The organism is Actinoplanes derwentensis (assembly GCF_900104725.1).
In the GTDB taxonomy this organism is placed as follows: Bacteria; Actinomycetota; Actinomycetes; order Mycobacteriales; family Micromonosporaceae; genus Actinoplanes; species Actinoplanes derwentensis.
Genome location: NZ_LT629758.1, coordinates 10,367,450 through 10,391,956 on the forward strand (window position 1 = coordinate 10,367,450; position 24,507 = coordinate 10,391,956).

Consider the following 24,507-nt stretch of genomic DNA (forward strand, 5'->3'; position numbering starts at 1 on the left):
TGCTGTTACCGGTTGGTCTCAGCTTCGCTGATGCGGTGCCCCTCGACGTCCGGTGCTGGCGGCGCGTCAGGACCTTGGTGCCCCGGCCGACGGGTGACGATCAGGAAGGCCACGGCGGTGAGGAACACGATGACCGAGGTCCACACGTTGAGTCGCAGGCCCAGGATGTGGTTGACGTCGTCGACCCGCAAGGACTCGATCCAGGCCCGGCCCAAGGTGTAGGCGGCGATGTAGAGCGCGAACACGCGGCTGCCGGTGAGCCGGAATCGCTTCTCGGCCCAGATCAGCAGGAAGAATACCCCGACACACCACAGCGACTCGTACAGGAATGTCGGGTGGTACAAGGCGATGTCGGGGGTGTCGGCGGGACGGTCGTCGGCATCGATGAGCAGCGCCCACGGCGCGGTGGTGGGGCCGCCGAAGAGTTCCTGGTTGAAGTAGTTGCCCCACCTGCCGATCGCTTGGGCCAGGACGAGACCAGGGGCCACCGCGCCGGCGAACGCGGTCAGCGAGATGCCGCGGCGGCGGCAGCCGATCCAGGTACCGACGGCACCGAGCGCGACGGCTCCCCAGATTCCGAGTCCGCCTTGCCAGATGTACAGGGCTGCGGCGGGGTTCCGGCCTGGCGCGAAGTACAGCTGCGGGTCGGTGATCACGTGGTACAGGCGGCCCCCGATGATGCCGAACGGCACCGCCCACGTCGCGATGTCGGTGACATCCTCGGCATTGCCTGACCGGGCGACCCAGCGTCGCTGGGTGATCAGCACCGCCACCACGATGCCTACCAGGATGCACAGTGCGTACGCCCTGATCGGGAAGGGGCCTAGATGCCAGACCCCCGGTGACGGGCTGGGCAGGTAGGCAAGACTCATCGACTTTCTCCGTCCGCGTTAGCGGTGTCTGCACGATCCCGGCCGCCGGCAGCGATCTTCACCAGTCAGTATCGACGGCGTGACAAGCATGGCAACGTTCGGGTTCTGCGGGTGTCGGAGCCAATCTTCGTCAGGATGGAGCGCATCGAGTCGGGATCAGCTCAGTGGCGACGCCTGATCTGACGGCGACTCGGGGTGAGGCAGACCGGGTGTCGCGCGCGGCCTGCGGTGCCGTTGGAGGCCGGACTGTCGTGATCCGTGAGGTGGTCTCTGCGGTGGCCACCGAGGTCGGCTGGGTCAGCGGCGGTGATCCGGTTGGCGCGGGTGAGGTCGCCTTCCGTCTGCGTCAGGGCAGTCCCGGGTTCGTGCAGGTAGCCGAGGACTCGGTCGAAGCCGATGCGGGCGAGGCGGATCACGATTTCCTCGGCACGGTCGGCGTCGGCGACCACGAGCAGAGTGTCGCCGGGCTGGGCGACGGTGCCGGCGGTTTCGGCGAACCGGCCGTAGGCCGGGATGTTCAGCGCCCCCTTGAGGTGCCCGGCGAAGGCGAAGTAGCCGGTGCGGCGGGCTGTCCGGCGGTGACCACGGTGAGGAACTGCTCGACGCTCATCGGGGCGCAGGCGTAATTGGTGCGGCGTTGCTCGCCGATGGTGGACAGGTTCTTGCCGCAGGCGGATCCGGCGCCGTGGGCGGGGAACACCCGAACTTCGTCGGGCAGGGCCATGAGTTTGTGCTGCACGCTGTCGTGGAGCATGTGGTCGAGTTCGTCGGCGGTCACCCCGGCGGAGACGAGCAGGTCGGGTCGGCCTACGTCACCGATGAACAGCGCGTCGCCGGTGTGTTCGTAGACGAGCACGCTGATCGATTCGGGGGTGTGCCCGGGGGGTTTCCATGATCTGCAGGGTGACGTCGCCGAGGCTGATGCGTTCACTATCGGTGAAGTGCCGGATCGGGTATTCGGTCTCGGCGCGCCGGCCGAACCCCATCCAGGCGCCGGTGGCCGCGGCGACTTCGAGGTGGCCGGCGTGGAAGTGGGTGTTGATGACCCCGGCGATGGTCAGGCCGTGGGCCCGGGCGTCGGCGAGCACGGCCTGGCCCGTGGTCTCGTTGGCGATCAGGTATGAGGCCTGCGACAGGCAGTCGAGGTAGTACTGCGTGACCAGCATGATCTTCTTCCGTGGTCGGTGGTGTGGGGTCTCGGAGTGGATCAGACGAGCCGGCCGGGGCGGCCGCCGTTGGCCTGTAGCGGCATCCCGGCGCTGGTCCAGGCGCCCATGCCGCCGGTGAGGTTGTGCACCTGCCGGCCGTCGCGGGCCAAAAGGACGGCGGCCTGCCGAGAGCGGGCCCCGGACCGGCAGACGGTGATCACCGACCGGTCGGCCGGCACTTCGGCGAGTCGGGCGGTGAGCTGCCCGAGCGGGATGTGCCGGGCCCGCGGCGCGTGCCCAGCGCGCCATTCGGCCGGTTCGCGTACGTCGAGCAGCATCGCGCCGTCGGCGATCAGCATGGTCGCCTGCTGCGGGTTCACGGACCGGTACGGCTTGCGGAACAGCTTGGTGAGCAGTGCGGCTACGGGCATCGGATCCCCTTTGGGGTTCGGTGGCGTGGAGGCGTGAGCGGGCACCTGTCCTATCGAATACCCCTGGGGGTATCTGAGAGTGGTGGCTGTGGTGTGCGCCGCTGTCGCGGATGTCAATCTCTGGGGAAGGGCGGTCAGGCCGTGACGGGGTTGACGATCGCCTGGACGGCGACGAACGCGGCGATGGCGAACACGAGCCAGGCGAAGGCGCGTTGCAGCCGCTGGGTGGGCAGCCGGGTGGCGATGCGGCCGGCCAACAGAGAGCCGGTGATCGCGGCGAGGGTGAACGCCGTGGTGATGCGGTAGTCGATGGCCGTGTCGCCGGCGTGCGCGGCGAACCCGGCGGCCGAGTTGACCACGATGATGACCAACGAGGTGGTGACCGCCGCAGGCATGTTCAGTCCGAGTAGCAGCACCAGGGCCGGGATGATCAGGAAACCGCCGCCGACGCCGAACAGACCGGTCAGGAAGCCGACGCCCAGGCCGGCGGCGATGGATTTGGGCAGGCAGCCGCGCCAGTTGATGCCGCCGCCGGGCAGGGCGCAGTCGCCGCCGGAATCGTCGGTGCCGACCAGCATCCGCCACCCGGCGATGACCATGAGCAGGGCGAACCCGGCCAGGACCAGGCGCGGGTCGAGGAGCCGGTTGACGGCGGTGCCGGCGAACGCGGCGGCGGCGCCAGTGCCGCCGACGATGGCGGCGATACGCCACTGCACCAGCCCAGCCCGTAGGCGCGGCAGCAGCGCGGTGGCCGACGAGATACCGACGACCAGCAGGGAGGTGGGCACCGCGGCGGCCAGGGTGAGGCCGGCGCCGTAGACGAGGGCGGGAACGGCGAGGATCGACCCGCCGCCGCCGAGCAGGCCGAGCAGGATCCCGATGAGAGCGCCGAGCCCGACAGCGGCGATCATGATCGGTCGCGCCCCGGTCGGCGGCAGACGCTGCAGCGATACGGCATCGGATTACCGCCGGTCGCCGGTCAGTGCGGTGACGACCTGGTCGAGGTCGGTGCGCGGGCCGCGGTTGTAGGGCAGTCTGGCCAGTAGCATGCCCATCGCGCAGGTGTTGGTCAGTGCCGCGAAGGCAAGACCCCCACCGGCCAGCGCGGCCACCCACTTGACCGGATCGATCAGGACGCTGGCGAGCACCGCGAGCAGGACGATGCTGCCGGCGACCAGGCGGACCTGCCGTTCGAGGTCCCAGCGGGGTGTGCCGGTGGTGACCGGTGCGTTGGCGGCCTGCCAGGCGGTGATTCCGCCGGTGAGTACCCGCAGGTTCGGCAGACCTCCCCCGGCGAGGGCCTGTTCGGCCTGGCCGGCGCGCTGCCCGGAGCGGCAGACCAGAACGACCTGCTCGTCGAGGTGGTTGCGGAGTTCGTCGCGGTGCTCGCGCAGCAGATCCAGCGGCACGTTGTAGGAGCCGGGGATGTGCGTGGTCTCGAACTCGGCTGGGGTGCGCACATCGATCAGCCGAGGCGCGTGGCCGGTGGCGAGCAGGTGTTTCAGGTCGGGGACATCGAGGGCGGCGGGGGTGCCGGTGGGCGTGGTCATGTGGGGCTGGTGCTCCTGTTCAGTGTCCGGCAACGATGGGCAGGCCGGCGCCGGCCGCGGTGGGGTAGGCGTCGTCGATGTGCACGACCTGGCGACCTGCGCGTTGCAGCAGGCTGGTCGCTGCCGCGGCGCGATAGCCGGAGCCGCAGTGCACCCAGACCGTGCCGGCGGGCACGTCGGCGAGGCGGTGCGGCAGGTCGGGCAGCGGGATGTGGATCGCGCCGTCGATGTGGCCGGCCCGCCATTCGTTGGTCATCCGCACGTCGAGCAGAACGTCGACACGGGGCAGGCCGTGCGGTGATGTGCCGGTACGGGCGGCGGCCAGGTCGGTGAAGGCGGCGGTGGTGAGTTCGGTGAGGCGGGTGTCGTCGCCGCCGGACCATTGATCGGGGCTGCCTGTGGCGTGGGTGGCGGGCCGGTCGATGCCGATGCGGGCGAGTTCGCGCTGGGCGTCGGCGATCTGCTGGTCGTTGTCGCCGAGCAGGGTGATCGGCGCGCCCCACGGGGCCATCCAGCCGAGCCAGGTCGACATCGGCCCGTCCAGGCCGAAGCTGAGCGTGCCGGTCAGATGCCGATGTGTGAACGCCTTGCGGGAGCGCAGGTCGACCACCCACTCGCCGTCGGCGATCCGCTGCGCGAGTTCGGCCGGGTCGGCCACGGCGATCGGGGTGAGGTCGATCAGATCGGCGCCGGTGGAGTTGCGGGCACCCATGTGCGCGTAGTAGGCCGGATAGGCGTCCAGGCCGGCCAGGGTCTGCTGGACGAAGTCGTCGGTCTCCAGGCGCAGCGCCGGGTTGGCGGTGCGTTCCCGGCCGATGGTGGACTCCGGGGCGTCGGACTGGGTGGCCGAGCAGAAGCTGCCGAAACCGTGGGTCGGCCATACCTGGGCGCCGTCGGGCAGCAGGTCGGCCAACCGCCTGGCGGAGGCGTGCTGGTGTTCGGCCAGAGTGTGCGCGTGCTGTTTACCGAGCAGGTCGGTGCGGCCGGTGGTGCCGAACAGCAGCGATCCGCCGCTGAACACGCCGAGCGGCCCGGCGGTCTCGTCGAGGATGTAGGACAGGTGGTGGAAGGTGTGGCCGGGCGTGGCGACGACCCGCAGGCGCATCCGTGGTGACACGGTGAGTTCGTCGCCGTCGGTCACCGCCCGGCGGTCGAAGCCGACATGATCGTCGGTGGCGACCAGGTAGGCCGCCCCGGTCAGCTTCGCCAGGGCGAGGCCGCCGGAGACGTAGTCGTTGTGCAGGTGGGTCTCGGCCACGTGGGTGATCCGCACGCCGAGGCTGCCCGCGAGGGCCAGGATGCGGTCGATGTCGCGTTGCGGGTCGATGACGACCGCTACCTGCCCGTCGTGGGCCAGGTAGCTCCGGTCACCCAGCGATGATGTCTGTACGACTTCCACGGTCACGTCAGTCACTGCGCTCATCTCCTTGTACGTCGTCGGGGTGGTGGTCAGTGGCCGGTCTCGACGGGATGTCCGGCCTGCCGCCAGGCCTCGGTGCCGCCGGCCAGCGACTGCACCCGGGCGCCCGCGGCGTCCAGCAGCCGGGCGGCGGCCAGGCTCCTGGCGCCGGAGTGGCACACCGTCACCACGTCCTGCCCGGCGTAGCGAGCGGCGGCCGTCTCCAGTTCGTCGAGTGGCACGTTCACCGCACCGGGCAGATGACCGGCGGCGTACTCGTTCGGGCTGCGCACATCGAGCAACACCCCGGCGCCCAACTGGTCGACACGGATCTCTCTGACTGTCATTGCAAAACTCCGATCAGTGTATACCCCTGGGGGTATGTTGCGGACATGGTTCGGCCATGAACAAGCCGCAAGACTGCCGGCCCTCGAGTTCGGGCCGGCAGTCTTGCGCTCAGGACAGGGACATGAACAGCTTCTCGAGCTCTTCCTCGCTCATCGGCGGCTCCTCGCCCCGCTGCCGGGCGGTCTGACACTCCCGCATCCCGGTAGCGATGATCTTGAAACCCGCCCGGTCGACGGCGCTCGAGACCGCGGCCAGCTGGGTCAGCACACGCCGGCAGTCCTCGCCGTTCTCGATCATCGCGATCACCGCACCGAGCTGTCCCTGTGCTCGCTTCAATCGGGTCAACGCATCCTTGAGCAGGATCGGACTCATCTCCATGGGTATCGCACCTCCTCTTTCAATATACCCCCGGGGGTATATTGAGTGTCAAGGATCCGGGTCCGAGTGACCCGGTGTGATCGCGGCTTGAGGCCTTTCGGCCCCCACCCAAACATACCCCCAGGGGTATCTTCGGTGCAGAGTTGTCATAGGCCAGGAAGCGAGAACAGAGATGAAGACCGTCATCGTGGGCGCCGTGGCCGGCGGGATGTCAGCGGCGACCAGGCTGCGCCGCCTCGACCCCGAGGCCGACATCGTGGTGTTCGAACGCGGCGAACACGTCTCCTACGCCAACTGCGGCCTGCCTTACCACGTCGGCGGCGTGATCGCCGACCGCGAGGCTCTGCTGCTGAACACACCCGACAGCCTGCGCGCCCGCTTCGACCTCGACGTCCGGGTCCGCACCGAGGTCGCCGCCATCGACCGCGACCGGCAAGCCGTACAGGTGCGTGAGATCGACGGCGGCCGACGGTACGAGGAGCACTACGACCGGTTGGTGCTCAGCCCGGGGGCGGCGCCGTTCGTGCCGGACCTGCCCGGCATCGAACGAGCGATGACCCTACGGTCGGTCACCGACGCCGATCGGCTCACCACCCTGATCGCCGAGCAACGGCCCAGGACCGCCGTGGTGGTCGGCGGTGGATTCATCGGCCTGGAGACCGCGGAGAACCTGCGCCGTCGCGGGCTGCCGGTCGACCTCGTCGAACTCGACCGGCAGGTGCTCGCGCCCCTGGACCCGGAGATGGTCACCGCGGTCCACGCAGAACTGCGCCGCCACGGCGTCCGCGTGCACTGCGGCACCGCCCTGACCAAGGTGTTGCCCGCCGCGGTCGAACTCACCGACGGCCGGCACCTCGACGCCGACCTGGTCCTGCTGGCCATCGGCGTACGCCCGGAGACCGGCCTGGCCCGGGCCGCCGGACTGGCCATCGGCCCGCGCGGCGGTATCGCCGTCGACGACGCGATGCGAACCAGCGACCCGCACATCTTCGCCGTCGGCGACGCGGTCGAGAAGATCGACCGTATCGACGGCGAAACCACACTGATCCCTCTGGCCAACATCGCCAACCGGCAAGGACGCCTCGCCGCCGATACGATCGCCGGCCGCCCCGGCCGTCTGCAGGGGCGCCTCGGCACCGCCATCGTGCAGATCTTCGACCTGACCGTCGCCGTCACCGGCTGGAACGAGAAGCGCCTCCGCGCAGCCGGCCGCCCCTACCATGCGATCCACACCCACCCCGCGTCCCACGCCGGCTACTACCCGGGCGCCCAGCCGATGTCGCTCAAACTGCTGTTCGACCCCCACGACGGGCGGATCCTCGGCGCTCAAGCCGTCGGCGGCGACGGCGTCGACAAACGCATCGACGTTCTCGCGACCGCGATCCGCGCAGGCCTGACCGCCGCGGACCTCGCCGACCTCGAACTCGCCTACGCGCCCGCCTTCGGCTCGGCGAAGGATCCGGTCAACATGCTCGGCTACATCGCCGACAACCTGCGCACCGACGGCCAGCACAGCCTGCAATGGCACGAACTCGACGACGCCCTCGCCGACGGCGCCACCCTGGTCGACGTGCGCACCGCCGCGGAACACTCCGCCGGGCACATCCCCGGCTCGATCAATCTGCCACTCGACGAACTGCGCGACCACCTCGACGACCTGCCCGACAGCGACCTGATCGTCTACTGCCAGGTCGGCCAGCGCGGCCACACCGCCACCGCCCTGCTCACCGGCCTCGGCCACCGAGCCATCAACCTCGACGGCGGCTACCGCACCTGGCAAGCCGGCAATGCGGCACGTCCACCATCAGAGACCCACGAGTCCCTGTACGGCCGCCGTCCGGAGTGAACCTGCCACCGGATGAGACGGCGCCGCCGCTGAAGGCGGCGACCGGTGGATGTCGAGGCACCACGGTGCAGCGGGTCGATGGCGCTCCTGCACTGAAGAGGGCTTAGTCCTCTACGGCGCCGCCCGCCCCGTAGATACCGTGGGGGGTATCAGAGCCTGTGAGGTGAGCGCAATGCGACGGTTGCTCGTACTGGGTGCCGGTACAGCGGGCACGATGGTGGTCAACAAGCTGCGCCACCGGCTGCTCGCCCCGGACTGGCAGATCACCGTGGTCGAGCCCGGCGACACACACTTCTACCAGCCGGGCTACCTGTTCCTGCCATTCGGCATCTACGCGCCGGCTCAGGTCGTCAAGCCGACCCGGTCGTTGATCTCCGACACAGTGGAACTGATCCGTGGCGAGGTCGACAGGGTGGACCCGGCGGACAATCGGGTGCTGTTGTCCGACGGCCGGTCGCTGCCCTATGACTACCTGGTGATCGCTACCGGCGTCACACCCCGGCCGGACCAGACACCGGGCATGCTCGACGGCGGCCGGTGGCGCCGCAGCATCTTCGACTTCTACACCTACGACGGTGCGCTCGCGCTGGCGCACGCCCTCGACACGTTCGACGGCGGCCGACTGGTCGTGCACATCACCGACATGCCGATCAAGTGCCCGGTCGCGCCACTTGAGTTCACCCTTCTCGCCGATGCCCACCTGCGCCGGCGTGGCCTGCGTGACCGGGTCGAACTGGTGTACGCCACCCCGCTGCCCGGGGCGTTCACCAAACCGATCGCGGCCGCGCGGCTCGGCTCGATGCTCGACGACCGGAAGATCACCGTCGAACCGGACTTCCTGGTCGAACGCATCGAGGACAAGAGGCTCGTGTCCTACGACGAGCGGGAGATCGCCTTCGATCTGCTGGTCACCGTGCCGCTGAACATGGGCGCCGACTACGTGGCCCGTTCGGGGCTCGGCAACGAGCTGAACCTGGTGCCCGTTGACCGGCACACCATGCTCGCCAAGGCGTACGACAACATCTTCGCCCTCGGCGACGCCAACGACATCCCGACCTCCAAAGCCGGGTCGGTCGCTCACTTCTCCGTCGAAGTCTTCGCCGACAACTTCGTCGAGTACGCGGCCGGCACCCCGATGACCGGACGCTTCGACGGCCACGCCAACTGCTTCGTCGAGTCCGGCGACGGCAAAGCGCTGCTCATCGACTTCAACTACGACACCGAACCCCTGCCGGGCAGCTACCCGATACCGGTCGCCGGCCCGTTCCGGCTACTCGACGAGACGGCCGTGAACCACTGGGGCAAGCTCGCGTTCCGCTGGATGTATTGGAACGTGCTCCTGCCCGGGCGGCCGATCCCGTTGCCAGCGCACATGTCGATGGCCGGCAAGCAAACCCCGTGACCCGAAGGGAGCAGTCATGCCCGTCACCACCATCGCCGGCCGCGACATCCACGTCGACGACGAAGGATTCCTGACCGTCTACGACGAATGGGACCCCGACCTGGCCAAGCGGTTGGCCGCGCAGATCGGCATCGACCTGACCGACGCGCACTTCAAAGCACTCACATTCCTGCGTGACGACTACGCCACCCAAGGCGAGACCGCCACCCTGCGCCGCGTCTCCACGCTGGGCGGTATCCCGACCAGGCAACTGTTCGCGCTGTTCCCCAAGAAGCCGGCCAAGAAGATGGCCTACATCGCCGGCCTGCCCAAACCACACGGCTGCGTCTGAAACGGAGCACCGCCATGACCAATGATGCCGCACCGGCGATCATCCCGAACTTCGACGACGAGCAGAGCGCCGGCCGCAAACTCGCCATCATCTGTTCCAAGGGCACCCTCGACATGGCCTACCCCGGCCTCATCCTCGCCAACGCCGCCCTCGGCGAAGGCGTCGAGACCCACCTGTTCTTCACTTTCTGGGGCTTCGACATGATCACCAAGTCGCGGATGGCCGATCTGAAGTTCACGATGCTGGGTAACACCGCCACCCACCTGCCACAGGGGATCGGCGGCCTGCCCGGGATGACCGCTGTCACCACCCACCAGATGAAGAAGCAGATCGCCGACGCGGGAGTGCCCGAGGTGCCCGACTTCCTGGAGCAGATCGTCGCCTCCGGCGGCCACCTGTGGGCCTGCCGGATGTCGGCCGACATGATGCACCTGGCCAAGCCCGACCTCTACGACGGCGTCGAAGACATCATCAACGCCGCCGACTTCATCGAGAAGACCCACGGCGCGCAGCTCCTGTTCATCTAGGACAACGTCGTTGCCAGCGCACAGGACGGCGTCGACCTGCCGTCCACGCCGACGGCCGGGGGGTGTGACGTCCGCCGGATCCGATCGGGACGCCGTCGGTCACCGCGCAGTTCACGGACCGAGAAGCCGGAGGAGGTCACGAAGTCATGTCCGGTGTGGTTCTCGTGGTCGAGGACGATCGGGAACTGCGGGAAGTCGTCCGCCGCTACCTCGAACGCGACGGCTGCACCGTGCACACCACCGGCTCCGGCGCCGAGGCGTTGAGCCTGCTCGCCGGCGGCGGAGTCGACCTGGTCGTGCTCGATCTCGGCCTGCCCGATGTGGACGGGCTGGAGGTCCTGGCTGCCGCCCGCCAGCAACAGGAGGTGCCGGTGGTGGTGCTGACCGCGCGCAGCCAGGTCGAGGACCGCATCGACGGGCTGCGCCGCGGTGCCGACGACTATGTCACCAAACCGTTCAGCCCCACCGAACTCGTCCTGCGGGTCAAAGCCGTCCTGCACCGCACCCAGGGCGCCGACAGCGGCGGGCCCGAGTCGCCGGCCTTCGGCGGCGGACGGCTGCGGATCGACGACACCAGGCACGAAGCGCACCTGGACGGGATCGCGCTGGAACTGACCCCTACCGAGTGGGGCCTGCTGACCGCCCTGGCCGCCATCCCGGGCCGGGTGTTCTCCCGCTACGAACTGGTCAACCGGGTCCGCGGGTACGAGTTTGCCGGCTACGAACGCACCATCGACTCGCACGTGAAGAACCTGCGCCGCAAACTCGGCGACAACGGCGCCGAGATCGTCGAGACCGTCCTCGGCGTCGGATACCGGCTCGGGTGGTCCCGTGATCACTGACCGCTGGTTCTACGGCCCGCTACGCAGTCCGCTCGGGCGGCGGTTGCTCGCTGCGTTCCTGTTCGTCGCGCTGTCCTCGGTCGCCGTCCTGACCGCCGCCGCGCTGGTCGGTACCGCCCAAGGTCTGACCAGCGCCCAGCAGAACGACCGCCGGGAAGCCGCGGCCCGTACCGCCGAAGCCGCGGCCGTCGCCTATCAGCGGGCCGATGGCTGGGCCGGTGCCGACCTGACCGCCGCGTCGGCGATCGCTGGTGCCGCCGGCGCCGGACTCGTCGTGCGCGACGGCGATGACCAGATGGTCTGGCCGGGCCGGGGAATGGGGCCGGGGATGAACGGGATGCACGCTGCCCCGACCGTGGTCGAGGCCCCCGTCATCACCGACGGGCGGAGCGTCGGCGACGTCCGGCTCGCGTTCACCACGACCGCCACCGCCGGGCGGGCGGTGGCCTGGTCCTGGGTGCTCGGCGCCGCCGCCGTGGCGCTGCTCACCGCCCTGCTCGCCGCCGGCTACGTGACCCGGCGACTGACCCGGCCGCTGCACGCCCTCATCGGGGCGGCTCGCCGGTTCGCCGCCGGCGAACCCGCCGCCCGGGCACGTACCGGCGGCCCGGGAGAACTCGGTGAACTCGCCGACGCGTTCGACACCATGGCCGACGAGGTGGTCCGCGCCGGTCAGGTCCGGCGCCGCCTCGCCGCCGACGTCGCCCACGAACTGCGCACCCCGCTCGCAGCGCTGCAGGCCGGCCTCGAAGAACTCCGCGACGGCCTGCGCGAACCGGGCATCGAACGCCTTGCCGCCCTGCACGACCAGACACTGCGCCTGGGCCGTGTGGTGCAGGACCTCGCGGACCTGTCCGCGGCCGAGTCCGCCGCGCTGTCACTGCGCCGCACCGACACCGACCTGGCCGACATCGCCCGAACCGCGGTGGCCGCGTACCAGGGCCTGCTCGACGCCGCCGGTCTGCGCGCCGACACGGACCTGACGGTCGCGCTGCCCGTGTACGCGGACCCGGACCGGCTGCACCAGGCCGTGACAAACGTGCTCGCCAACGCCGCCCGGTACTGCCGCCTCGGCGACCGCGTCACCATCAGTGGGCACCGCAGTGGCGACGTCGCCGTCCTGGAGATCACCGACACCGGCCCCGGCATCCCCGCCGACGAACTCCCGCACGTCTTCCAGCGACTCTGGCGCGGCCACCGGGCCCGATCCGTCGCCGGCTCCGGCATCGGCCTCGCCGTGGTCCGCGAACTGGTCACCGCCCACAGTGGCACCGTCTCGGCGGCCTCACCACCCGCCGGGGGCACCACCATCACCATCCAACTCCCGTTCGCGCGCACGGCCCGGGCAGATCGATAGGCCGCCGCTCCCGACGTGGTCCCCAGGCAGGCTGACCGCCCTGGTGCCACGGCACACCCGATGGACACGCCGCGAACGAGCCACCCGGCTAGACCTGCGGCTCCCACCGTCGCTGTCACCCACCTGGCCGGCGCTGGCCCTTCCATCGTCGTGCTTGCTCGACTCCGGCTCGCCGAGGCGGCGATTGAACTCGTGCCGCTCATGGCCCATGTCGGTATCCGGGGTTCCCGATTGCTCCCGACATCACCCGATCCATCACACCGCGCCCGACTCCTCGCTGACGGCGGTCCTGAGTTGTGGCAGGAGTTCATTGACGAACTCCGCGCCAGCCACCTTGCAGGCCGTCCGCACCCTGCCGACGGCGCCCTCGCCGAAATCACCCTGGCCTACGAACGTGTCGCCTGCGCAACCTGGAGAAGCCCAACTCGACCGCGCGGATCGGCAAATCCGTGCACCGGATCAAGGACCCGGGGGTGAACTCGTTCCTGCGGTCGGCGGCGGGGTGTGAACCCCGCCGCCGACCGCACCCTGTCACCGGGTGGACCAGTTCTGGAACGCGGCCAGGTGATGCTGCGAAGCCATCCGCAGCTGGGTGTAGACCTGCGTGACGTCGGGGGCGCTCAGCCCGCCCAGGGCGGCGGTGAGGTCGGCGATGTCGGTCTGCTCGACCGTCACGCCCACCTGCAGCGCGGCCGCCTGGCCGGCCTGGCCCTGCGCCAGCAGCGTGTCATAGCTCGCCTGCGCAGCCGGGTCGCTGAACTTCCCGGCGGGCTCGCCCGTCGTCGGGTCGGCGACGCCGTACCGGGACAACAGCGTCCGCACCGTGGTCAGGTGCCGGGCCTCCGAGGCGGCGATCCGGTCGAAGACGATCGCGTCATACTTGCCGGCGAACGCCGTGTACAAGTCGTGCGCCGCCTTCTCCTCCTGCGCCATGGCGACCAGCGTCGTCTTCTGCGCCTCGGAGAGGGTGCCTTTCGCGGCGGCGATCGGCGCTTCGAGGCAGGACCCGTCACGGGCACCGATCCCCATCATCGCGGAACCTCCCTTGCCGTACCCCGAGCCCATGCCGTCGGACCATCCCGGTCCGGGTGTTGCCGCCACCACCGGGTGGCCGGCGAACGGACTCGCCGCGGCCATCGCCGACGCCGCGGCGAGCCCACTGAGGCCGAGCGCACCGGCGGCGACCAGAACTGCAGCCCTGCGTGTCGTCGTCCTCATCGTTTCCTCCACTCATCGTTCCAGCTGACACCCCTACCGTGACCCCGCGCTGTGTGGGCCGGATGGAACCGATGTGGAGACCCCATGGAGACTCCGCGACAGACGCACAGACACCACGGAAACCCCGTCTAGTACTGCTACGGCGGCTCGTAGCTTCCGAGCGTGCTGAGTCGTTTGCGGTAGTGGGCAGTTCGGGCGCGGTGGTTGCAACGTCGTCGGAAGTTCGACCAGGCCAAGGCATGCTTGGTGGTGTTCTTCGCGGTCAGGATCAGGACGGCGAGTAGGTGTCTGATCTCTTTGACGGTCAGTGGGATCAGGCCGTCCTGGCCGTGGTCGCCGGTGGTGCCCCCTTTTCGGCTTCGCGGGCGCGGGTGATGGTCAGGAACGCGGCGGCGGCCATGGACAGGGTGATGTGGGCGTACCAGGCGTCGTAGCGGCGGAACTGGTACTGGTCCATGCCGGCCTCGTTCTTCGCGATCTGGAACGATTCCTCGACCGCCCACCTCGCGCCCGCCGTGGCCACCAGCCTGCGCAGCCGGGTGCCGCGCGGGCCGAAGCACACGTAGTACGCCAGTTCGCCGCTGCTGATGCTGCGCCGGGCCAGCACCCAGCCACGCCGGCCATGCTCGAACTCGGTGCGGATCGGGACACTCGTCCAGTCGTAGACACGCGGGCCGTGGGCGCCGTCACCGCAGGACATCCGCCGCCAGGCCCCGGCCCGGACCTTGCCGATCAACGCGTCGACGCGGGTGGTGGTGTGCAGCCCGGACGCGACCTCATGATCCTTACGGGTGGCCAGCACATAGTGAATGTCCTGCTGTTCACACCATTCGCGCAGTGCCCGGTTCTGGCCGTACGCCTCGTCGCCGGTGAACCAGGCGAACGGCACCTTCGCGTCGACCGCACGTTCCAGCATGGACCTGGCCTGCTCGGGTTTGGTGGCGAACGGGACGTCGTCGCCGATGTGCGCACGCCGGCACCGGTCCCGGTCGTCGGTCCAGGACTTCGGCAGGTACAACTCCCGGTCGACGTGTGCCCGCCCATGCCGGGTGTGGTAGGTCAGGAACACCCCGAGCTGGCAGTTGTCGATCTTCCCGGTCGTTCCGGTGTACTGCCTTTGAACACCGGCCGATGATCTTCCCTTCTTGATGAAGCCGGTCTCGTCAGCGACCAGCACCCCGGCCTCATCGCCGATCGCCGCCACCAGCGCGGACCGCACCTCATCACGCAGCTTGTCCCGGTCCAGACACCGGCTGACCAGCAAACCCTGCATCTTGTCCGGCGTCGCGTCACCGGCATGCTCGGCCAGACTCCAGCCACTACGCCGCTCGATCGGCGCCATCAACCCCCGCAGATACTTCCACGCCTGCCACCGGACATCCGCCCGGCTGAACCAATGCGAAAACCCCAGGAAGAAATCCCAGAGGTCATCGTCCCAGCCGCCTACCTGTTCAGCCGTCACCACGCCCAGCAAACGATTCAGAACCACACGAAGTGGCGACCCGCCGTTGCAGTACTAGGGGTCATCGGCTTCACGACGTTCAGACGGCCGACGCCGGGGACCGGGTGCAGAGCCGGAGACAAGCGGCGCAGTCGACTATGCCCGCAGCGAGACTTTCGTCAGGCCAAGCCGCTGCGCTCCTGGTCTGGGCGCAACCCCGACCACACCGCTGTGCGGCGCATCGGACAGCCGGCGAGCACCGAAAATGGGCTGGACCTGACGACACGATCACGGTGCTGAAGCCCCTGCGGTCGGCCACCAAACGGCCTGTGCGCTACTACGCAAAGGTCAGCGCCGTCCGGCTTCGACAGGCCGGTGACCGGATTGCCGAACTGGTCACCGTACCCGAGCGTCCGCCTGGCAGAACTGACTCCATCATGGTTAGCCCTCGACGGTGGCACCTGGTGATGGCGGAGGAGGTGGCCGTGAAGCTGGCCGATAGACCAAATGGCGATATGCTGTTCGCAGGCGGGTTCGATTTGGATCGTTTCGCCTAATCATGGTGGGGGAGGGGTGCGCTTCTCATGGGCTGTCAAGTGGTCGAGGTGCCAACCCTGTTCCCGCGCCCTGAGTAGACTCGAATCCCGATTTGGGCCAGTGTGGGAATGGCCATCCCGCTCGGCAGCGCACAAGCGCCTTCGTTTCTCCATAATGCTTGCGTGGACCGAACGGCAGGCACCCCACTTGATGGGGCGTGTTCACATTCCTTTTCACAGTCTTGATCAATTTACTGGGATTGGTTGAAATCGGACGGCATGGTGATGTTTTTCTGTCCGGATCCGCATATGAAATGATATAAGTTGATGTTACTTGACGCAATCGTTGTATAGCTGGGGTCCACGGTCGTTTCAACATCATCTGGTGAGACCGAGGATGGTGAATGGCCTGGTCATGTCGCGGTTGGCCCAGCGGGTGGCTTCGGTGATGTCGGTGCGGCCTGCCAGGCGTAGGGCGTTGATGGCGAGGTTGCGTAGCGATGCGAGGACGCGGGGTCCGGAGCGGGTGCGGACGTGGGAGTGGTCCTCGCGGTAGCAGGTGTCCCTGATGAAGTGCAGGGTTTCGATGGCCCAGTGGCCGCGGTTGAACGCGGCCAGTTCGGCGGGTCCGGCTTGGTCGGCGGGGTGGCTGGTGACGCCGAGTTGTGCGGCTGCGGACTGTTTGCCGTTGCTGTGGGTGACGTAGCGTTCGATCAGCCAGACCTGTTTGACGTGCGGGAACGGCAGGCCGGGTGGAGTGGGTAGGACCCGGATGGTGCGGCGGGTGGTGCGGCCGTGCCCGGTGTCAGTGCTCTCGTGGCCGATCGGAGTGTCGGTCCAGGGCAGGGCGTCGAGGGCGTCGAACAGGGCGTGCCGGTTCTCTTTGACCGGTAGGACGAAGTGGCCACCCTGCTGGTGGATGAGTTCGGCGGTGGCTTTGACGGTGTGCAGGGCGTCGGCGGTGACCGTGACGTCGCGTAGGTCGAGAGACTCGAGCAGGGCACGGGCGGTGGCCGGTTCGCGGGTCTTGGCGCCGTCGGTCGGCGCTTGGGCGATGACGACGGCCGCTGATCCCTGGTGCGGTGGGCCGGCCAGAGCGGACAGCAGGTGCAGTTGTTCACCGTCGATGTCGACGGCGCCGCGGACGGTCTTGCCGTCCAGGCGCACCTGGATCGGGGTGTCGGTGCTGGTGGCGGTCTGCTGGGTGGTGGTCCACTCGGCGATCACCGCGTCCAGGACATCGGTGTCGGTGTCGGTGCAGACCCGCCAGAGTGTCGAGCGTGATGGCCGCCCTGCCGGGCGGGCTTCGGCCCGCGTGTACAGGCCGTCGAGGATGTGGCAGGGCACGTCGGCGACCCAGCCGCTCATCGCGCTGTAGCCCTTCAAACCGGCTACCGTGGCCGCCGCGACCAGCGCGAGCACGACCGCGACCGGATGATCACGGCCCTGGTCCGAACGGCCGTCAGAAACGGCGAGGAACAACTCCAGCAGACCGTGACACGAAGGCGTGAACGAGGCCTCGCCGACGGTCGCCGACGATGCTGGATCGGTGGTGGGGATGACAGACTGCGGCACGACGAAGCTCCGTTTGAACCAGTTCCGTGGAAAGACCTGGTCTCAACGGAGCTTCGTCCATATCCGACACGCTGAAGCCGCCACCATCACTCACCGCAACTATCGATCTTGAAACGGCCGTGAGCTGGGGTCAGGGGGCGCAGGTTTCAAATCCTGTCAGCCCGACCGATCAATAAAGGCCTTGGCCTAGGTATATTGACTGGTCAGCGGCCTTTCTCGTTACTGCGCTTGATCCTCAAATTCCTACTTGGTTGAGTGCATTTGGGGGCCGTTTAGGGACCAGACGACACATCCGTGGACTCCTTGACTGCTGTTTTGCCTGCTCAGATGGCACGCAGGTGGGGGCCGTCTGGGGAGCGCGGGACACGTTGGTGGGCGCTGAGGATCCGCGCTATGTCAGCTGTGCCGCAGCGGAGAGCTTCGATGGGCTTGAGAAGATATGGCCGAAAGTGCTCGGACGCCCGCGGTACAACGACACCATGCTGGACGGCGGTGGGGTCGACGAGGACGTCACCAATCTGGGTAGCGGTGACGAGGGATGGGCAACATGCGGAGACTGTGGGTCGCTGTCAGCGTGAACCTGGTAATGGGTGTGCCGGGGATCGTCTCGATCTTCCTGACCTACTACTACCTGGGTAACGGGCCCCTGGCAGGGCTGCACTGGGAGGTTCGGGAGTCGACCGAGAACGATGGCCCGCTTGCTCTGTCGTTGACTCTGGTGCCGCTCATTCTGGGGTCCGCGCTCTTCTGGGTGGGCGTCAATTGGCTGCTGTGGCGGAACAAGTTCCTGTGGCCGAACGCGGACGTTCCGGGACGCTGGTTCTGGCCGGCGTGCGCCCTCGCCGCCGTGACTCCCTTCGTCGTCGTGATCTCGCTCTGACCGAACAGGAAAGGCCGCTGGCCCAGGTATATCGCCTGACCGGCGGCCTTTCAGCACTCTTGCCTGATCAGACCGCTGGTCGGGGTGCAGATATCGCTGCGTGGTGGTCAGTGATCCGTGTCCGGCGATCTTGCGTAGGACGTGTGGTTTCATTCCGGCGTCGGCGAGTCAGGTAAGGCCGGTGTGCCGTAGGTCGTGGCGTCGCAGGTGTTCGTATCCCAGCGTCGTCGATGAGTCCGCCCGGTCCGGGAGTGGTCTGCCGGCGTGCGGTCCACGTCCAGGTGGCGTGGTCGATGTCGCCCGCGCGGACTCCGGACACTTCGCCGGTGCGGGCCGCTGTGCATGCGGCGAACATGACGATGTGGCCCCGCCCGGTGCACGTGTCCCGCGCCCGGGCCACCAGGGCATCGGCGAGGGTGGTCAACGCTTCCCAGCTCGGCAGGGCGAGGGCGTGGGTCGTCCAGCTCGTCCTCGCCCTGCTGGTATTCGCGGGGCCGGCCGTCACCATCCAGGAGCGCGTGGCTGGTGGGCGAAATCTATGTCTGGACCAACGGCTCGGGATTCGCACCCGACACCCGGTCACCGTCACCAAGGTGGTCACGAGTTGGTTGAGCCTGACCGAGACGTCCAGAATCAGCTGGTCCGATGTGGTAGCGAACCGGCGAAGTGCGGGACCGGATCGGGGTTCCGCGCCTTATCGGTGCAGGTCAGAGGCCAGTTGCGAAACTCCGTACCATCCTCTGTGTCCAATCAGCGGGTCACCTGCTAAATTTCTTTTGCATGTGCTGGGTGTTGTTATGACGGCCTCGTCGCCGGGTGGCGATGAGCTGGTGCGAATCCTGGCGGCGCTCGCCAGCCCGCACCGCATGCGTGTCGTGGCCGCGCTCACGGGTGGCCGCAACTACGTCAGCCGGCTGGCTCGGGAGCTCGGCATCAGCCGTGCGCTGTTACAAGTTCACCTGCGCAAGCTGGAGTCGGTCGGGCTGGTCTCGTCGGACCTCGAGCTGTCCGAGGATGGCAAGGCGCTGAAGTTCTACGAGGTCGTTCCATTCGACCTAACGCTCACTCCTCGGGTCATTCAAGGCGCGGCCAGCACGCTGACGAGTCTCGACGCTCTCGAAACGGACGCCAAGAAGGGAACCGAGTAAATGACTAGCAGCAGCGACTGGACCGAGGTTGTCGGTGCTGTCGGCGTCTTCGCTCTGCTGATCGTCTTGATCGTCGTCGTAGGGACGCAGGTGGGCGGGAGGATGCGGGCTCGGGTGCAACTGAGTCGAGAGGCCGAGTACCGGAAGCTGGCCGAGCAGGTCGTCACCGGTCAGGAGTCGATCTCCCAGCAGTTGGTGCAGGTCAACGAGCACCTCGCCGACCTGCGGAGCCGGATGCAACACATCGAGACGGTGCTCAAGCAGGTCGAGTAACCGAGGCGAGCCCAACGCAGACCGGGTCGTCGAGCTGCAACTCGACGACCCGGAATAGAAGCATCACCTCGCCTCGCGGCGAGTTCCTCGCAACGCTCCTGCTCTGGGGAAGGACATTACTCCATGCTGCGCAAAGGACCCTCGGACGGTGATCCGGCGAATGCCGGTAGCGACCCGCCGTCAGCATCCTTCGTGGAGCGGATCGTCAGCTGGTCCGCCCGTCATCCGGTCAAGGCCATCGTCGGCTGGTGCCTTCTGGTCCTGCTCGCCATCGCCTCGAGTTCGCTCGCCTCAGGTGAGGGGGCGCGCAACATCGACCCAGGCGAGGCCGGCACCGCGACCCGGGCGCTGATCGAGCAGGACGGCTACAACCCCGTGCGGGAGAGCGTCCTCATCCAGACCCAGGACGGCGGAGGCGCCGGGTTCCGCGAGAACCCCGAACTCCAGAAGGCCGCCCAGGACCTGGTCCAGGCACTGCAGGGCACCTCGGCAGCGGTTACCGACATCGGCTCCCCGCTCGGATCCGACCGGTCCGACCTGGTGTCCGCCGACGGCCGCTCGGCGCTGGTGACCTTCCAGATCGCGGGCACGCCGCAGGAGGTCGAACCCAACTACCAGGCCGCGGTGCGGGCCGTCGCCACGACCGCCGACGCGCATCCCGGGATCCGCATCGTGCAGGCCGGCGACCGGAGCCTGTCGGCGGCGGTGGACAACTCCATCAAGGACGACTTCCAGACCTCGCACGTCCTGGCGCTGCCGATCAGCCTCATCATCCTGCTGATCGTCTTCGGTTCGCTGGTGGCGGCGTCCATCCCGCTGCTCCTCTCGGCGACCGCGGTGATCGCCACCTTCGGGCTGCTGCAGATCATCGACCACTGGCTGCCGATCAACAGCGCGGTCAACGCCATGGTGCTGCTCATCGGCATGGCGGTCGGCATCGACTACTGCCTGTTCTATCTGCGGCGTGAACGTGAGGAACGGCTTGCCGGCCGGGACGTGCACACCGCGCTGCGCATCACCGCCCGTACCTCCGGCCGGGTCGTCCTGGCCTCGGGTCTGACGGTCGTGCTCTGTCTCAGCGGGCTGCTCTTCACCGGCATCGGCGTGTTCCGCGGTCTCACCGTCGGCACGATCCTGGTCGTCGGTCTGACCGTCGTCGGGTCGGTCAGCGTGCTGCCCGCGCTGCTCAGCCTGCTGGGCCGGAGGGTCGACAGCCTGCGGGTGCCGTTCCTGGGCCGCCGGCGCACGGAGGCCCGGGAGTCGCGGGTGTGGACCGCCGTGGCGCGGGTCGTCGTGCGGCGCCCGTTGATCTGGAGTGGCGTCGCCGTGATCGGGCTGCTCGCGTTGGCCGTGCCGGCGCTCGAAATGCACCCGCAGGACCCGGCGGTCATCAACAGCCTGCCGCGTACGGTGCCCACCGTGGACGCCGCGGTCCGGATGCAGGAGGCCTTCCCCGGGGCGGCCTCGCCGTCCCAGGTGGTGATCTGGAAACCGGACGGCAGCGACGCCGACACCGAGGCCGTACGCGGTGCGATCGCCGAACTCAAGACCCGGGCTGGAGAGCCCGGCGGGCTGGTCGCCGCGCCGGTCGCCGTCATCAAGGTCGACCAGGCTCTCGTGGTCCGGCTGCCGCTGGCCGGCTCCGGCACCGACGAGACCTCCGTGCAGGCCCTGACCCAACTGCGGGGACGCATCCTGCCGGAGACGGTCGGCCAGGTCGACGGCATCGACTACGCCGTCGCCGGGCGCACCGCCACGGCGCACGACTTTGCCGAGCAGATGACCGACCGGGCGCCCCGGGTCTTCCTGTTCGTGCTCGTCCTGGCCTTCCTGCTGCTTGTCGTGGCGTTCCGGTCGGTGACCATCCCGGTCATCTCTATCCTGCTCAACCTGCTGTCCATCGGCGCCGCCTACGGCGTGCTGACCTGGGTGTTCCAGGGCGGGCATCTGACCGGGCTGTTCGACTTCACCCCGTACGGCGGAGTGGTCGGCTGGTTGCCGTTGTTCATGTTCGTCATGCTGTTCGGCCTGAGCATGGATTACCACATCTTCATCCTCAGCCGGATCCGTGAGCGCTGGGTGAACGGTGCGGCTCCGCGGCAGGCCGTCATCGACGGTGTCGCCCACAGCGCCGGTGTGGTCACCAGCGCGGCCGTCATCATGACCGCCGTGTTCGCGGTGTTCGTGCTGCTCAGCGCCATCGAGTACAAAATGCTCGGGGTCGGCATGGCGGTGGCGATCATCATCGACGCCACCGTGGTGCGCGGGGTGTTGCTGCCCGTGTTCGTGGCCCTGCTCGGGCGCTTGGCCTGGGAGCTACCGCGGTGGATGCAATGGCTGCCCGGCAAGACCGAGACCAGCGGCGTGACCCCGGAACGCGAGCCGGCCGCCCCGGTCAGCAGCGTTCGCTGATCGGATTTCCTCCCGCACCGGCCGCTGTCCCCAGCGCGCACGGCCGGTGCCGTACGCCCGCATATGTCCCTCCATGGGACACCTCCGGACCGCCGGTTGTCCCGTCAACCTCGCGGGCCGGCCCTATGCCCGGGCGCAGCTGACCTCCAGGCCGGTGGTACCCGTTGATCACGCAGCCGAGGCGTTGTCGGCGTCGTACAGGGGCGTCCATCGCGATGACGACGGCCGGGTTGTGGTTGGGCGGCGACTGCTGTCGGCCTTGTTGCGGGCGGTGATTGTGGAAGTGGTCCACGTACTCGCCGACCACCACGAGGGCGTGTCGTTCGTGGTAGGTCAGCAGCCGGTCGGTGCACTCCTCGCGGAGACTGCGGCCCCAGCGTTCGATGCAGCAGTTCGCCTGCGGTGTCTGTGGCGGGATCTTGACCACGGTGATTCCGCGGCGGCGAAGACCTCATCGAATGTGCTGGTGTATGTGCCGTCCCGGTCGCGGATCAGGAACCGAAACCGGCATTCTGGCGATGACGGTCTCCGGCGCCTTCGCCGTCACCATCACCGTCGTACGCGGCAAGCAGCACCTTGCCGCAGCCGGCTTCGCGGCGCTGACCGCGGTCCTGTTGTACGCGCTGGTCAAGAACGTGATCGACAAGCCGGACGGCATCGCCATCTCGGGGATGTTCATCGCGGGGATCATCGTCGTCTCGCTGATCTCACAGGTGACCAGAACCACGGAGCTGCGGGCCGACCGGATCGAGTTCGACCCGACCGCCCGCCGGTTCGTCATCGATTCGCTGGCCTACGACGGAGCGTTGAACATCATCGCCAACCGCCGGCAAGCCGGTGACGCCGCCGAGTACGCCGACAAGGAACGGGAACAGCGCGGACACGACCCGGTGCCGGAACCGCCGACGTGATGTTCCTGGAGATCGACGTGGTCGACCCGGCAGAGTTCAGCGACACCCTGCACGTTCACGGCGTCGAGGTCGGCGGCCACCGGGTACTGCGGGCGAGCGCCCCTGCCGGGCCCAACACGATCGTCGTGATCCTTCTCGCCCTGCGAGAGACCATCGGGGGTGACGCCACACTGCTACTTCTACTTCGCCTGGGCCGAAGGCAGCGCACTGGTCCACATGTTCCGCTACTTCCTGCTCGGCCGAGGCGACACGGCACCCGTCGTCCGCGAGATCCTGCGCAAACACGACCCGGACCCCGACCGGCGCCCCGGCATCCACGTCGGCTGACCGCGGCCCGCCGCGGAAAGGCCTCGTACCCGACATCGCGGCCGGTGGCTCCCACCAAGCCGCTACCGACGATCGGTGCAGCGTCCGGGTGGTGCGTACGGTCGCTGACCGCCATCACCGATCAGATGGGCCACCACACCCGGGTCCGATCGGCCGGACCTGATGCTCGGTCCGCGACGCCCAGGGTTCTGCGAATCCTGCCGGCGGCGCTCCGGCCCGGTGCCGAGGGGACAAGGAGCGAATGTTCTCTGATTCCCTGTCTATCGTGAGGGGTCGGAAGCGGTGGGGCCGGTGGCATGCAGGGCCTGGAGGAGGTCGGCCTGTCCGGTGAGGACGCCGGACAGGATGAGCCGTGCCACGGCCAGCAGGTCGGCGACGTGTGGGCTGGCGAGGGTGTAATAGACGGTGGAGCCTTCTCGGCGGGTGGTGACGAGGTTCGCGCGTCGCAGCACGGCGAGTTGTTGAGACAGGTGGGCCGGCTCTATCCCGACCTCGGGGAGCATCTCGGTGACGGAGTGTTCGCGTTCACTGAGTAGTTCGAGGACCCGGATCCGGGCCGGGTGTCCGAGTGTTTTGAAGAATTCGGCCTTCAGCTGGTAGATCGGTTTGCTCACCAGTGTCCCCTTGATCATCGGTCCTCCTGCCTGTCAGCGGTGGGTTGAGGTGCTGCTCGGCGTCGTGAGGACTCCACCGCGGCGACGGCTGCGGCCACTGTTTCCACGACCTACGGGTCGAGGATGTCGGGTAGTGGCCGGTGCGTGCCGAGGAGATTGTCCCCGATGAGGCCGGCCGGCACGTCGGCGGTGGCGATCACGGTGGTGCGGTCGGCGAGCAGGTCGGGGTGCCATCGTGGTTCGGGCCGGCGAGGGTGAGCACCGCCGGCCTCGGCGTCATGACGGCCACGCGCAGCGCGGCGAGTATCACGTTCGCGGTGGCGTGCTGGTCGTCGTCCACAGCCGGTCGATGCGGCCGATCACGCGTCGGCGCCGCAGGGCCTGCCGCCGCAGTGCCGTCTCGTCGACCTGTATCAGGATGCGTTTCTGGCCCGGTACGGCCCGCGGCAGTGGTCGCAGTCCCCAGAGGTGTTCGAGGAAGTCCAGCAGCGACGCCATCGGCTCGTCGTTCCCGGCCCGCACGGTGATGATCGCCGCCGGTGCGGTGTTCGTCCGATGCCTGCACGTCCACCAGTCGCATGGGCTGGACACCCCCTTGCTTTCGCTCGCGCCGCGCCGCGCCGTCAGGCTGTCAGCGGTCCGCGGCCGGACGACGCCAGGGAATATCATCAAATGATGACTTGCTAATCTTAGCAAGTAATAACAGAGTGATATAAGTTTGCTGATACTCCCCGGGGGCGG

General features: G+C 68.3%; 27 protein-coding genes and 2 pseudogenes. 12 read left to right on the forward strand and 17 right to left on the reverse strand.

Going from position 1 to position 24,507, the window contains the following annotated elements; translation table 11 throughout:
• Window positions 1–5: 5 nt before the first annotated feature.
• The 10 genes from lgt to BLU81_RS46270 all read right to left on the reverse strand — a co-directional run bounded on the left by lgt (window position 6) and on the right by BLU81_RS46270 (window position 6,126).
• A complete protein-coding gene (lgt, locus tag BLU81_RS46235) occupies window positions 6–872 on the reverse strand; it encodes a prolipoprotein diacylglyceryl transferase (RefSeq protein WP_092555964.1) in 867 nt (288 codons plus the stop codon).
• Window positions 873–1,033: 161 nt separating this feature from the next.
• The gene (locus tag BLU81_RS51305; RefSeq protein ID WP_231953849.1) at window positions 1,034–1,321 is read right to left on the reverse strand and encodes a hypothetical protein; all 288 of its coding nucleotides are present in this window, start codon (window positions 1,319–1,321) and stop codon (window positions 1,034–1,036) included.
• A 68-nt stretch (window positions 1,322–1,389) separates the two neighbouring features.
• Entirely contained in the window at window positions 1,390–1,728 is a 339-nt protein-coding gene (locus tag BLU81_RS51310; RefSeq protein WP_231953850.1) for an MBL fold metallo-hydrolase, read from the reverse strand.
• Complete coding sequence (locus BLU81_RS51315) at window positions 1,685–2,038, reverse strand: MBL fold metallo-hydrolase (protein ID WP_231953851.1); 354 nt, start codon at window positions 2,036–2,038, stop codon at window positions 1,685–1,687. The genes BLU81_RS51310 and BLU81_RS51315 overlap by 44 nt, the downstream gene beginning before the upstream one ends.
• Before the next feature lie 41 nt (window positions 2,039–2,079).
• Complete coding sequence (locus tag BLU81_RS46245; RefSeq protein ID WP_373873384.1) at window positions 2,080–2,451, reverse strand: rhodanese-like domain-containing protein; 372 nt, start codon at window positions 2,449–2,451, stop codon at window positions 2,080–2,082.
• Between the two features lie 134 nt (window positions 2,452–2,585).
• A complete protein-coding gene (locus BLU81_RS46250) occupies window positions 2,586–3,362 on the reverse strand; it encodes a sulfite exporter TauE/SafE family protein (protein WP_092555966.1) in 777 nt (258 codons plus the stop codon).
• A gap of 51 nt (window positions 3,363–3,413) precedes the next feature.
• The gene (locus BLU81_RS46255; protein WP_092555968.1) at window positions 3,414–4,001 is read right to left on the reverse strand and encodes a rhodanese-like domain-containing protein; all 588 of its coding nucleotides are present in this window, start codon (window positions 3,999–4,001) and stop codon (window positions 3,414–3,416) included.
• Window positions 4,002–4,020: 19 nt separating this feature from the next.
• Window positions 4,021–5,415: an MBL fold metallo-hydrolase gene (locus BLU81_RS46260; protein ID WP_407923876.1), complete on the reverse strand. Its 1,395-nt coding sequence runs from the start codon at window positions 5,413–5,415 to the stop codon at window positions 4,021–4,023.
• A gap of 35 nt (window positions 5,416–5,450) precedes the next feature.
• The gene (locus BLU81_RS46265) at window positions 5,451–5,747 is read right to left on the reverse strand and encodes a rhodanese-like domain-containing protein (RefSeq protein ID WP_092555972.1); all 297 of its coding nucleotides are present in this window, start codon (window positions 5,745–5,747) and stop codon (window positions 5,451–5,453) included.
• A gap of 109 nt (window positions 5,748–5,856) precedes the next feature.
• Window positions 5,857–6,126 carry a metal-sensitive transcriptional regulator gene (locus BLU81_RS46270; RefSeq protein WP_092555974.1) on the reverse strand — a complete coding sequence of 90 codons (270 nt, stop codon included), beginning with the start codon at window positions 6,124–6,126 and terminating at the stop codon, window positions 5,857–5,859.
• Window positions 6,127–6,298: 172 nt separating this feature from the next.
• Here BLU81_RS46270 and BLU81_RS46275 point away from each other — a divergent pair, with 172 nt between their 5' ends.
• The 6 genes from BLU81_RS46275 (at window position 6,299) to BLU81_RS46300 (ending at window position 12,431) form a co-directional block, all read left to right on the forward strand.
• The gene (locus BLU81_RS46275; protein WP_092555976.1) at window positions 6,299–7,972 is read left to right on the forward strand and encodes an FAD-dependent oxidoreductase; all 1,674 of its coding nucleotides are present in this window, start codon (window positions 6,299–6,301) and stop codon (window positions 7,970–7,972) included.
• 172 nt (window positions 7,973–8,144) lie between these two features.
• Window positions 8,145–9,374 carry a type III sulfide quinone reductase, selenoprotein subtype gene (sqr, locus tag BLU81_RS46280; RefSeq protein ID WP_092555978.1) on the forward strand — a complete coding sequence of 410 codons (1,230 nt, stop codon included), beginning with the start codon at window positions 8,145–8,147 and terminating at the stop codon, window positions 9,372–9,374.
• A gap of 16 nt (window positions 9,375–9,390) precedes the next feature.
• Window positions 9,391–9,705 (forward strand): TusE/DsrC/DsvC family sulfur relay protein, encoded by a 315-nt coding sequence (locus BLU81_RS46285; RefSeq protein WP_092555980.1) that lies wholly within the window; start codon window positions 9,391–9,393, stop codon window positions 9,703–9,705.
• A 14-nt stretch (window positions 9,706–9,719) separates the two neighbouring features.
• Window positions 9,720–10,232, forward strand: a complete 513-nt coding sequence (locus tag BLU81_RS46290; RefSeq protein ID WP_092555982.1) for a DsrE/DsrF/DrsH-like family protein — start codon at window positions 9,720–9,722, stop codon at window positions 10,230–10,232.
• A 146-nt stretch (window positions 10,233–10,378) separates the two neighbouring features.
• Complete coding sequence (locus BLU81_RS46295) at window positions 10,379–11,074, forward strand: response regulator transcription factor (RefSeq protein WP_092555984.1); 696 nt, start codon at window positions 10,379–10,381, stop codon at window positions 11,072–11,074.
• Window positions 11,064–12,431, forward strand: a complete 1,368-nt coding sequence (locus tag BLU81_RS46300) for a HAMP domain-containing sensor histidine kinase (protein WP_092555986.1) — start codon at window positions 11,064–11,066, stop codon at window positions 12,429–12,431. The genes BLU81_RS46295 and BLU81_RS46300 overlap by 11 nt, the downstream gene beginning before the upstream one ends.
• A gap of 531 nt (window positions 12,432–12,962) precedes the next feature.
• Here BLU81_RS46300 and BLU81_RS46305 read toward each other — a convergent pair.
• Window positions 12,963–13,649, reverse strand: a complete 687-nt coding sequence (locus BLU81_RS46305) for a ferritin-like domain-containing protein (protein ID WP_092555988.1) — start codon at window positions 13,647–13,649, stop codon at window positions 12,963–12,965.
• A 313-nt stretch (window positions 13,650–13,962) separates the two neighbouring features.
• Window positions 13,963–15,060 carry an IS701 family transposase gene (locus tag BLU81_RS46315; protein WP_092557431.1) on the reverse strand — a complete coding sequence of 366 codons (1,098 nt, stop codon included), beginning with the start codon at window positions 15,058–15,060 and terminating at the stop codon, window positions 13,963–13,965.
• 323 nt (window positions 15,061–15,383) lie between these two features.
• Between BLU81_RS46315 and BLU81_RS48990 the strand changes: the two genes are divergently transcribed.
• Window positions 15,384–15,647 carry a hypothetical protein gene (locus BLU81_RS48990; protein ID WP_157752091.1) on the forward strand — a complete coding sequence of 88 codons (264 nt, stop codon included), beginning with the start codon at window positions 15,384–15,386 and terminating at the stop codon, window positions 15,645–15,647.
• 357 nt (window positions 15,648–16,004) lie between these two features.
• On the opposite strand, the gene BLU81_RS46320 is transcribed toward BLU81_RS48990, so the two are convergent.
• Window positions 16,005–17,201 carry an ISAs1 family transposase gene (locus tag BLU81_RS46320; RefSeq protein ID WP_092541649.1) on the reverse strand — a complete coding sequence of 399 codons (1,197 nt, stop codon included), beginning with the start codon at window positions 17,199–17,201 and terminating at the stop codon, window positions 16,005–16,007.
• A 547-nt stretch (window positions 17,202–17,748) separates the two neighbouring features.
• On the opposite strand from BLU81_RS46320, the gene BLU81_RS48995 reads away from it, so the two are divergent.
• Complete coding sequence (locus BLU81_RS48995; RefSeq protein WP_157752092.1) at window positions 17,749–18,081, forward strand: hypothetical protein; 333 nt, start codon at window positions 17,749–17,751, stop codon at window positions 18,079–18,081.
• 9 nt (window positions 18,082–18,090) lie between these two features.
• On the opposite strand, the pseudogene BLU81_RS51860 reads toward BLU81_RS48995, so the two are convergent.
• Window positions 18,091–18,581, reverse strand: a pseudogene (locus tag BLU81_RS51860) (tyrosine-type recombinase/integrase); the annotation flags it as partial.
• Window positions 18,582–18,878: 297 nt separating this feature from the next.
• Between BLU81_RS51860 and BLU81_RS46330 the strand changes: the two are divergent.
• From BLU81_RS46330 to BLU81_RS46340, 3 genes are all read left to right on the forward strand, one after another.
• Complete coding sequence (locus BLU81_RS46330; protein WP_092555990.1) at window positions 18,879–19,229, forward strand: ArsR/SmtB family transcription factor; 351 nt, start codon at window positions 18,879–18,881, stop codon at window positions 19,227–19,229.
• Window positions 19,230–19,502, forward strand: coding sequence for a hypothetical protein (locus BLU81_RS46335; RefSeq protein WP_092555992.1), 273 nt, complete (start codon window positions 19,230–19,232; stop codon window positions 19,500–19,502).
• Window positions 19,503–19,625: 123 nt separating this feature from the next.
• A complete protein-coding gene (locus BLU81_RS46340) occupies window positions 19,626–21,914 on the forward strand; it encodes an MMPL family transporter (RefSeq protein WP_092555994.1) in 2,289 nt (762 codons plus the stop codon).
• Here the strand turns inward: BLU81_RS46340 and BLU81_RS51320 are convergent.
• Window positions 21,898–22,341, reverse strand: coding sequence for a transposase (locus BLU81_RS51320; RefSeq protein ID WP_231953852.1), 444 nt, complete (start codon window positions 22,339–22,341; stop codon window positions 21,898–21,900). The two genes, BLU81_RS46340 and BLU81_RS51320, sit on opposite strands and share 17 nt — an antisense overlap.
• A 76-nt stretch (window positions 22,342–22,417) precedes the next feature.
• On the opposite strand from BLU81_RS51320, the pseudogene BLU81_RS46350 reads away from it, so the two are divergent.
• Window positions 22,418–23,152 (forward strand): annotated as a pseudogene (locus BLU81_RS46350) (amino acid transporter); the annotation flags it as partial.
• Between the two features lie 260 nt (window positions 23,153–23,412).
• Here BLU81_RS46350 and BLU81_RS46355 read toward each other — a convergent pair.
• Window positions 23,413–23,784 carry an ArsR/SmtB family transcription factor gene (locus BLU81_RS46355; protein ID WP_231953853.1) on the reverse strand — a complete coding sequence of 124 codons (372 nt, stop codon included), beginning with the start codon at window positions 23,782–23,784 and terminating at the stop codon, window positions 23,413–23,415.
• A gap of 288 nt (window positions 23,785–24,072) precedes the next feature.
• Window positions 24,073–24,357 (reverse strand): hypothetical protein, encoded by a 285-nt coding sequence (locus BLU81_RS46360; RefSeq protein WP_157752094.1) that lies wholly within the window; start codon window positions 24,355–24,357, stop codon window positions 24,073–24,075.
• Between the last annotated feature and the right edge of the window lie 150 nt (window positions 24,358–24,507).

Coding starts and splice junctions, on each gene's coding strand:
- lgt (WP_092555964.1), bottom strand. CDS start 872: ATGAGTCTTGCCTACCTGCCCAGCCCGTCACCGGGGGTCTGGCATCTA.
- BLU81_RS51315 (WP_231953851.1), bottom strand. CDS start 2,038: ATGCTGGTCACGCAGTACTACCTCGACTGCCTGTCGCAGGCCTCATAC.
- BLU81_RS46245 (WP_373873384.1), bottom strand. CDS start 2,451: ATGCCCGTAGCCGCACTGCTCACCAAGCTGTTCCGCAAGCCGTACCGG.
- BLU81_RS46250 (WP_092555966.1), bottom strand. CDS start 3,362: ATGATCGCCGCTGTCGGGCTCGGCGCTCTCATCGGGATCCTGCTCGGC.
- BLU81_RS46255 (WP_092555968.1), bottom strand. CDS start 4,001: ATGACCACGCCCACCGGCACCCCCGCCGCCCTCGATGTCCCCGACCTG.
- BLU81_RS46265 (WP_092555972.1), bottom strand. CDS start 5,747: ATGACAGTCAGAGAGATCCGTGTCGACCAGTTGGGCGCCGGGGTGTTG.
- BLU81_RS46270 (WP_092555974.1), bottom strand. CDS start 6,126: ATGGAGATGAGTCCGATCCTGCTCAAGGATGCGTTGACCCGATTGAAG.
- BLU81_RS46275 (WP_092555976.1), top strand. CDS start 6,299: ATGAAGACCGTCATCGTGGGCGCCGTGGCCGGCGGGATGTCAGCGGCG.
- sqr (WP_092555978.1), top strand. CDS start 8,145: ATGCGACGGTTGCTCGTACTGGGTGCCGGTACAGCGGGCACGATGGTG.
- BLU81_RS46285 (WP_092555980.1), top strand. CDS start 9,391: ATGCCCGTCACCACCATCGCCGGCCGCGACATCCACGTCGACGACGAA.
- BLU81_RS46290 (WP_092555982.1), top strand. CDS start 9,720: ATGACCAATGATGCCGCACCGGCGATCATCCCGAACTTCGACGACGAG.
- BLU81_RS46295 (WP_092555984.1), top strand. CDS start 10,379: ATGTCCGGTGTGGTTCTCGTGGTCGAGGACGATCGGGAACTGCGGGAA.
- BLU81_RS46305 (WP_092555988.1), bottom strand. CDS start 13,649: ATGAGGACGACGACACGCAGGGCTGCAGTTCTGGTCGCCGCCGGTGCG.
- BLU81_RS48995 (WP_157752092.1), top strand. CDS start 17,749: ATGCGGAGACTGTGGGTCGCTGTCAGCGTGAACCTGGTAATGGGTGTG.
- BLU81_RS46330 (WP_092555990.1), top strand. CDS start 18,879: ATGACGGCCTCGTCGCCGGGTGGCGATGAGCTGGTGCGAATCCTGGCG.
- BLU81_RS46335 (WP_092555992.1), top strand. CDS start 19,230: ATGACTAGCAGCAGCGACTGGACCGAGGTTGTCGGTGCTGTCGGCGTC.
- BLU81_RS46340 (WP_092555994.1), top strand. CDS start 19,626: ATGCTGCGCAAAGGACCCTCGGACGGTGATCCGGCGAATGCCGGTAGC.
- BLU81_RS46355 (WP_231953853.1), bottom strand. CDS start 23,784: ATGATCAAGGGGACACTGGTGAGCAAACCGATCTACCAGCTGAAGGCC.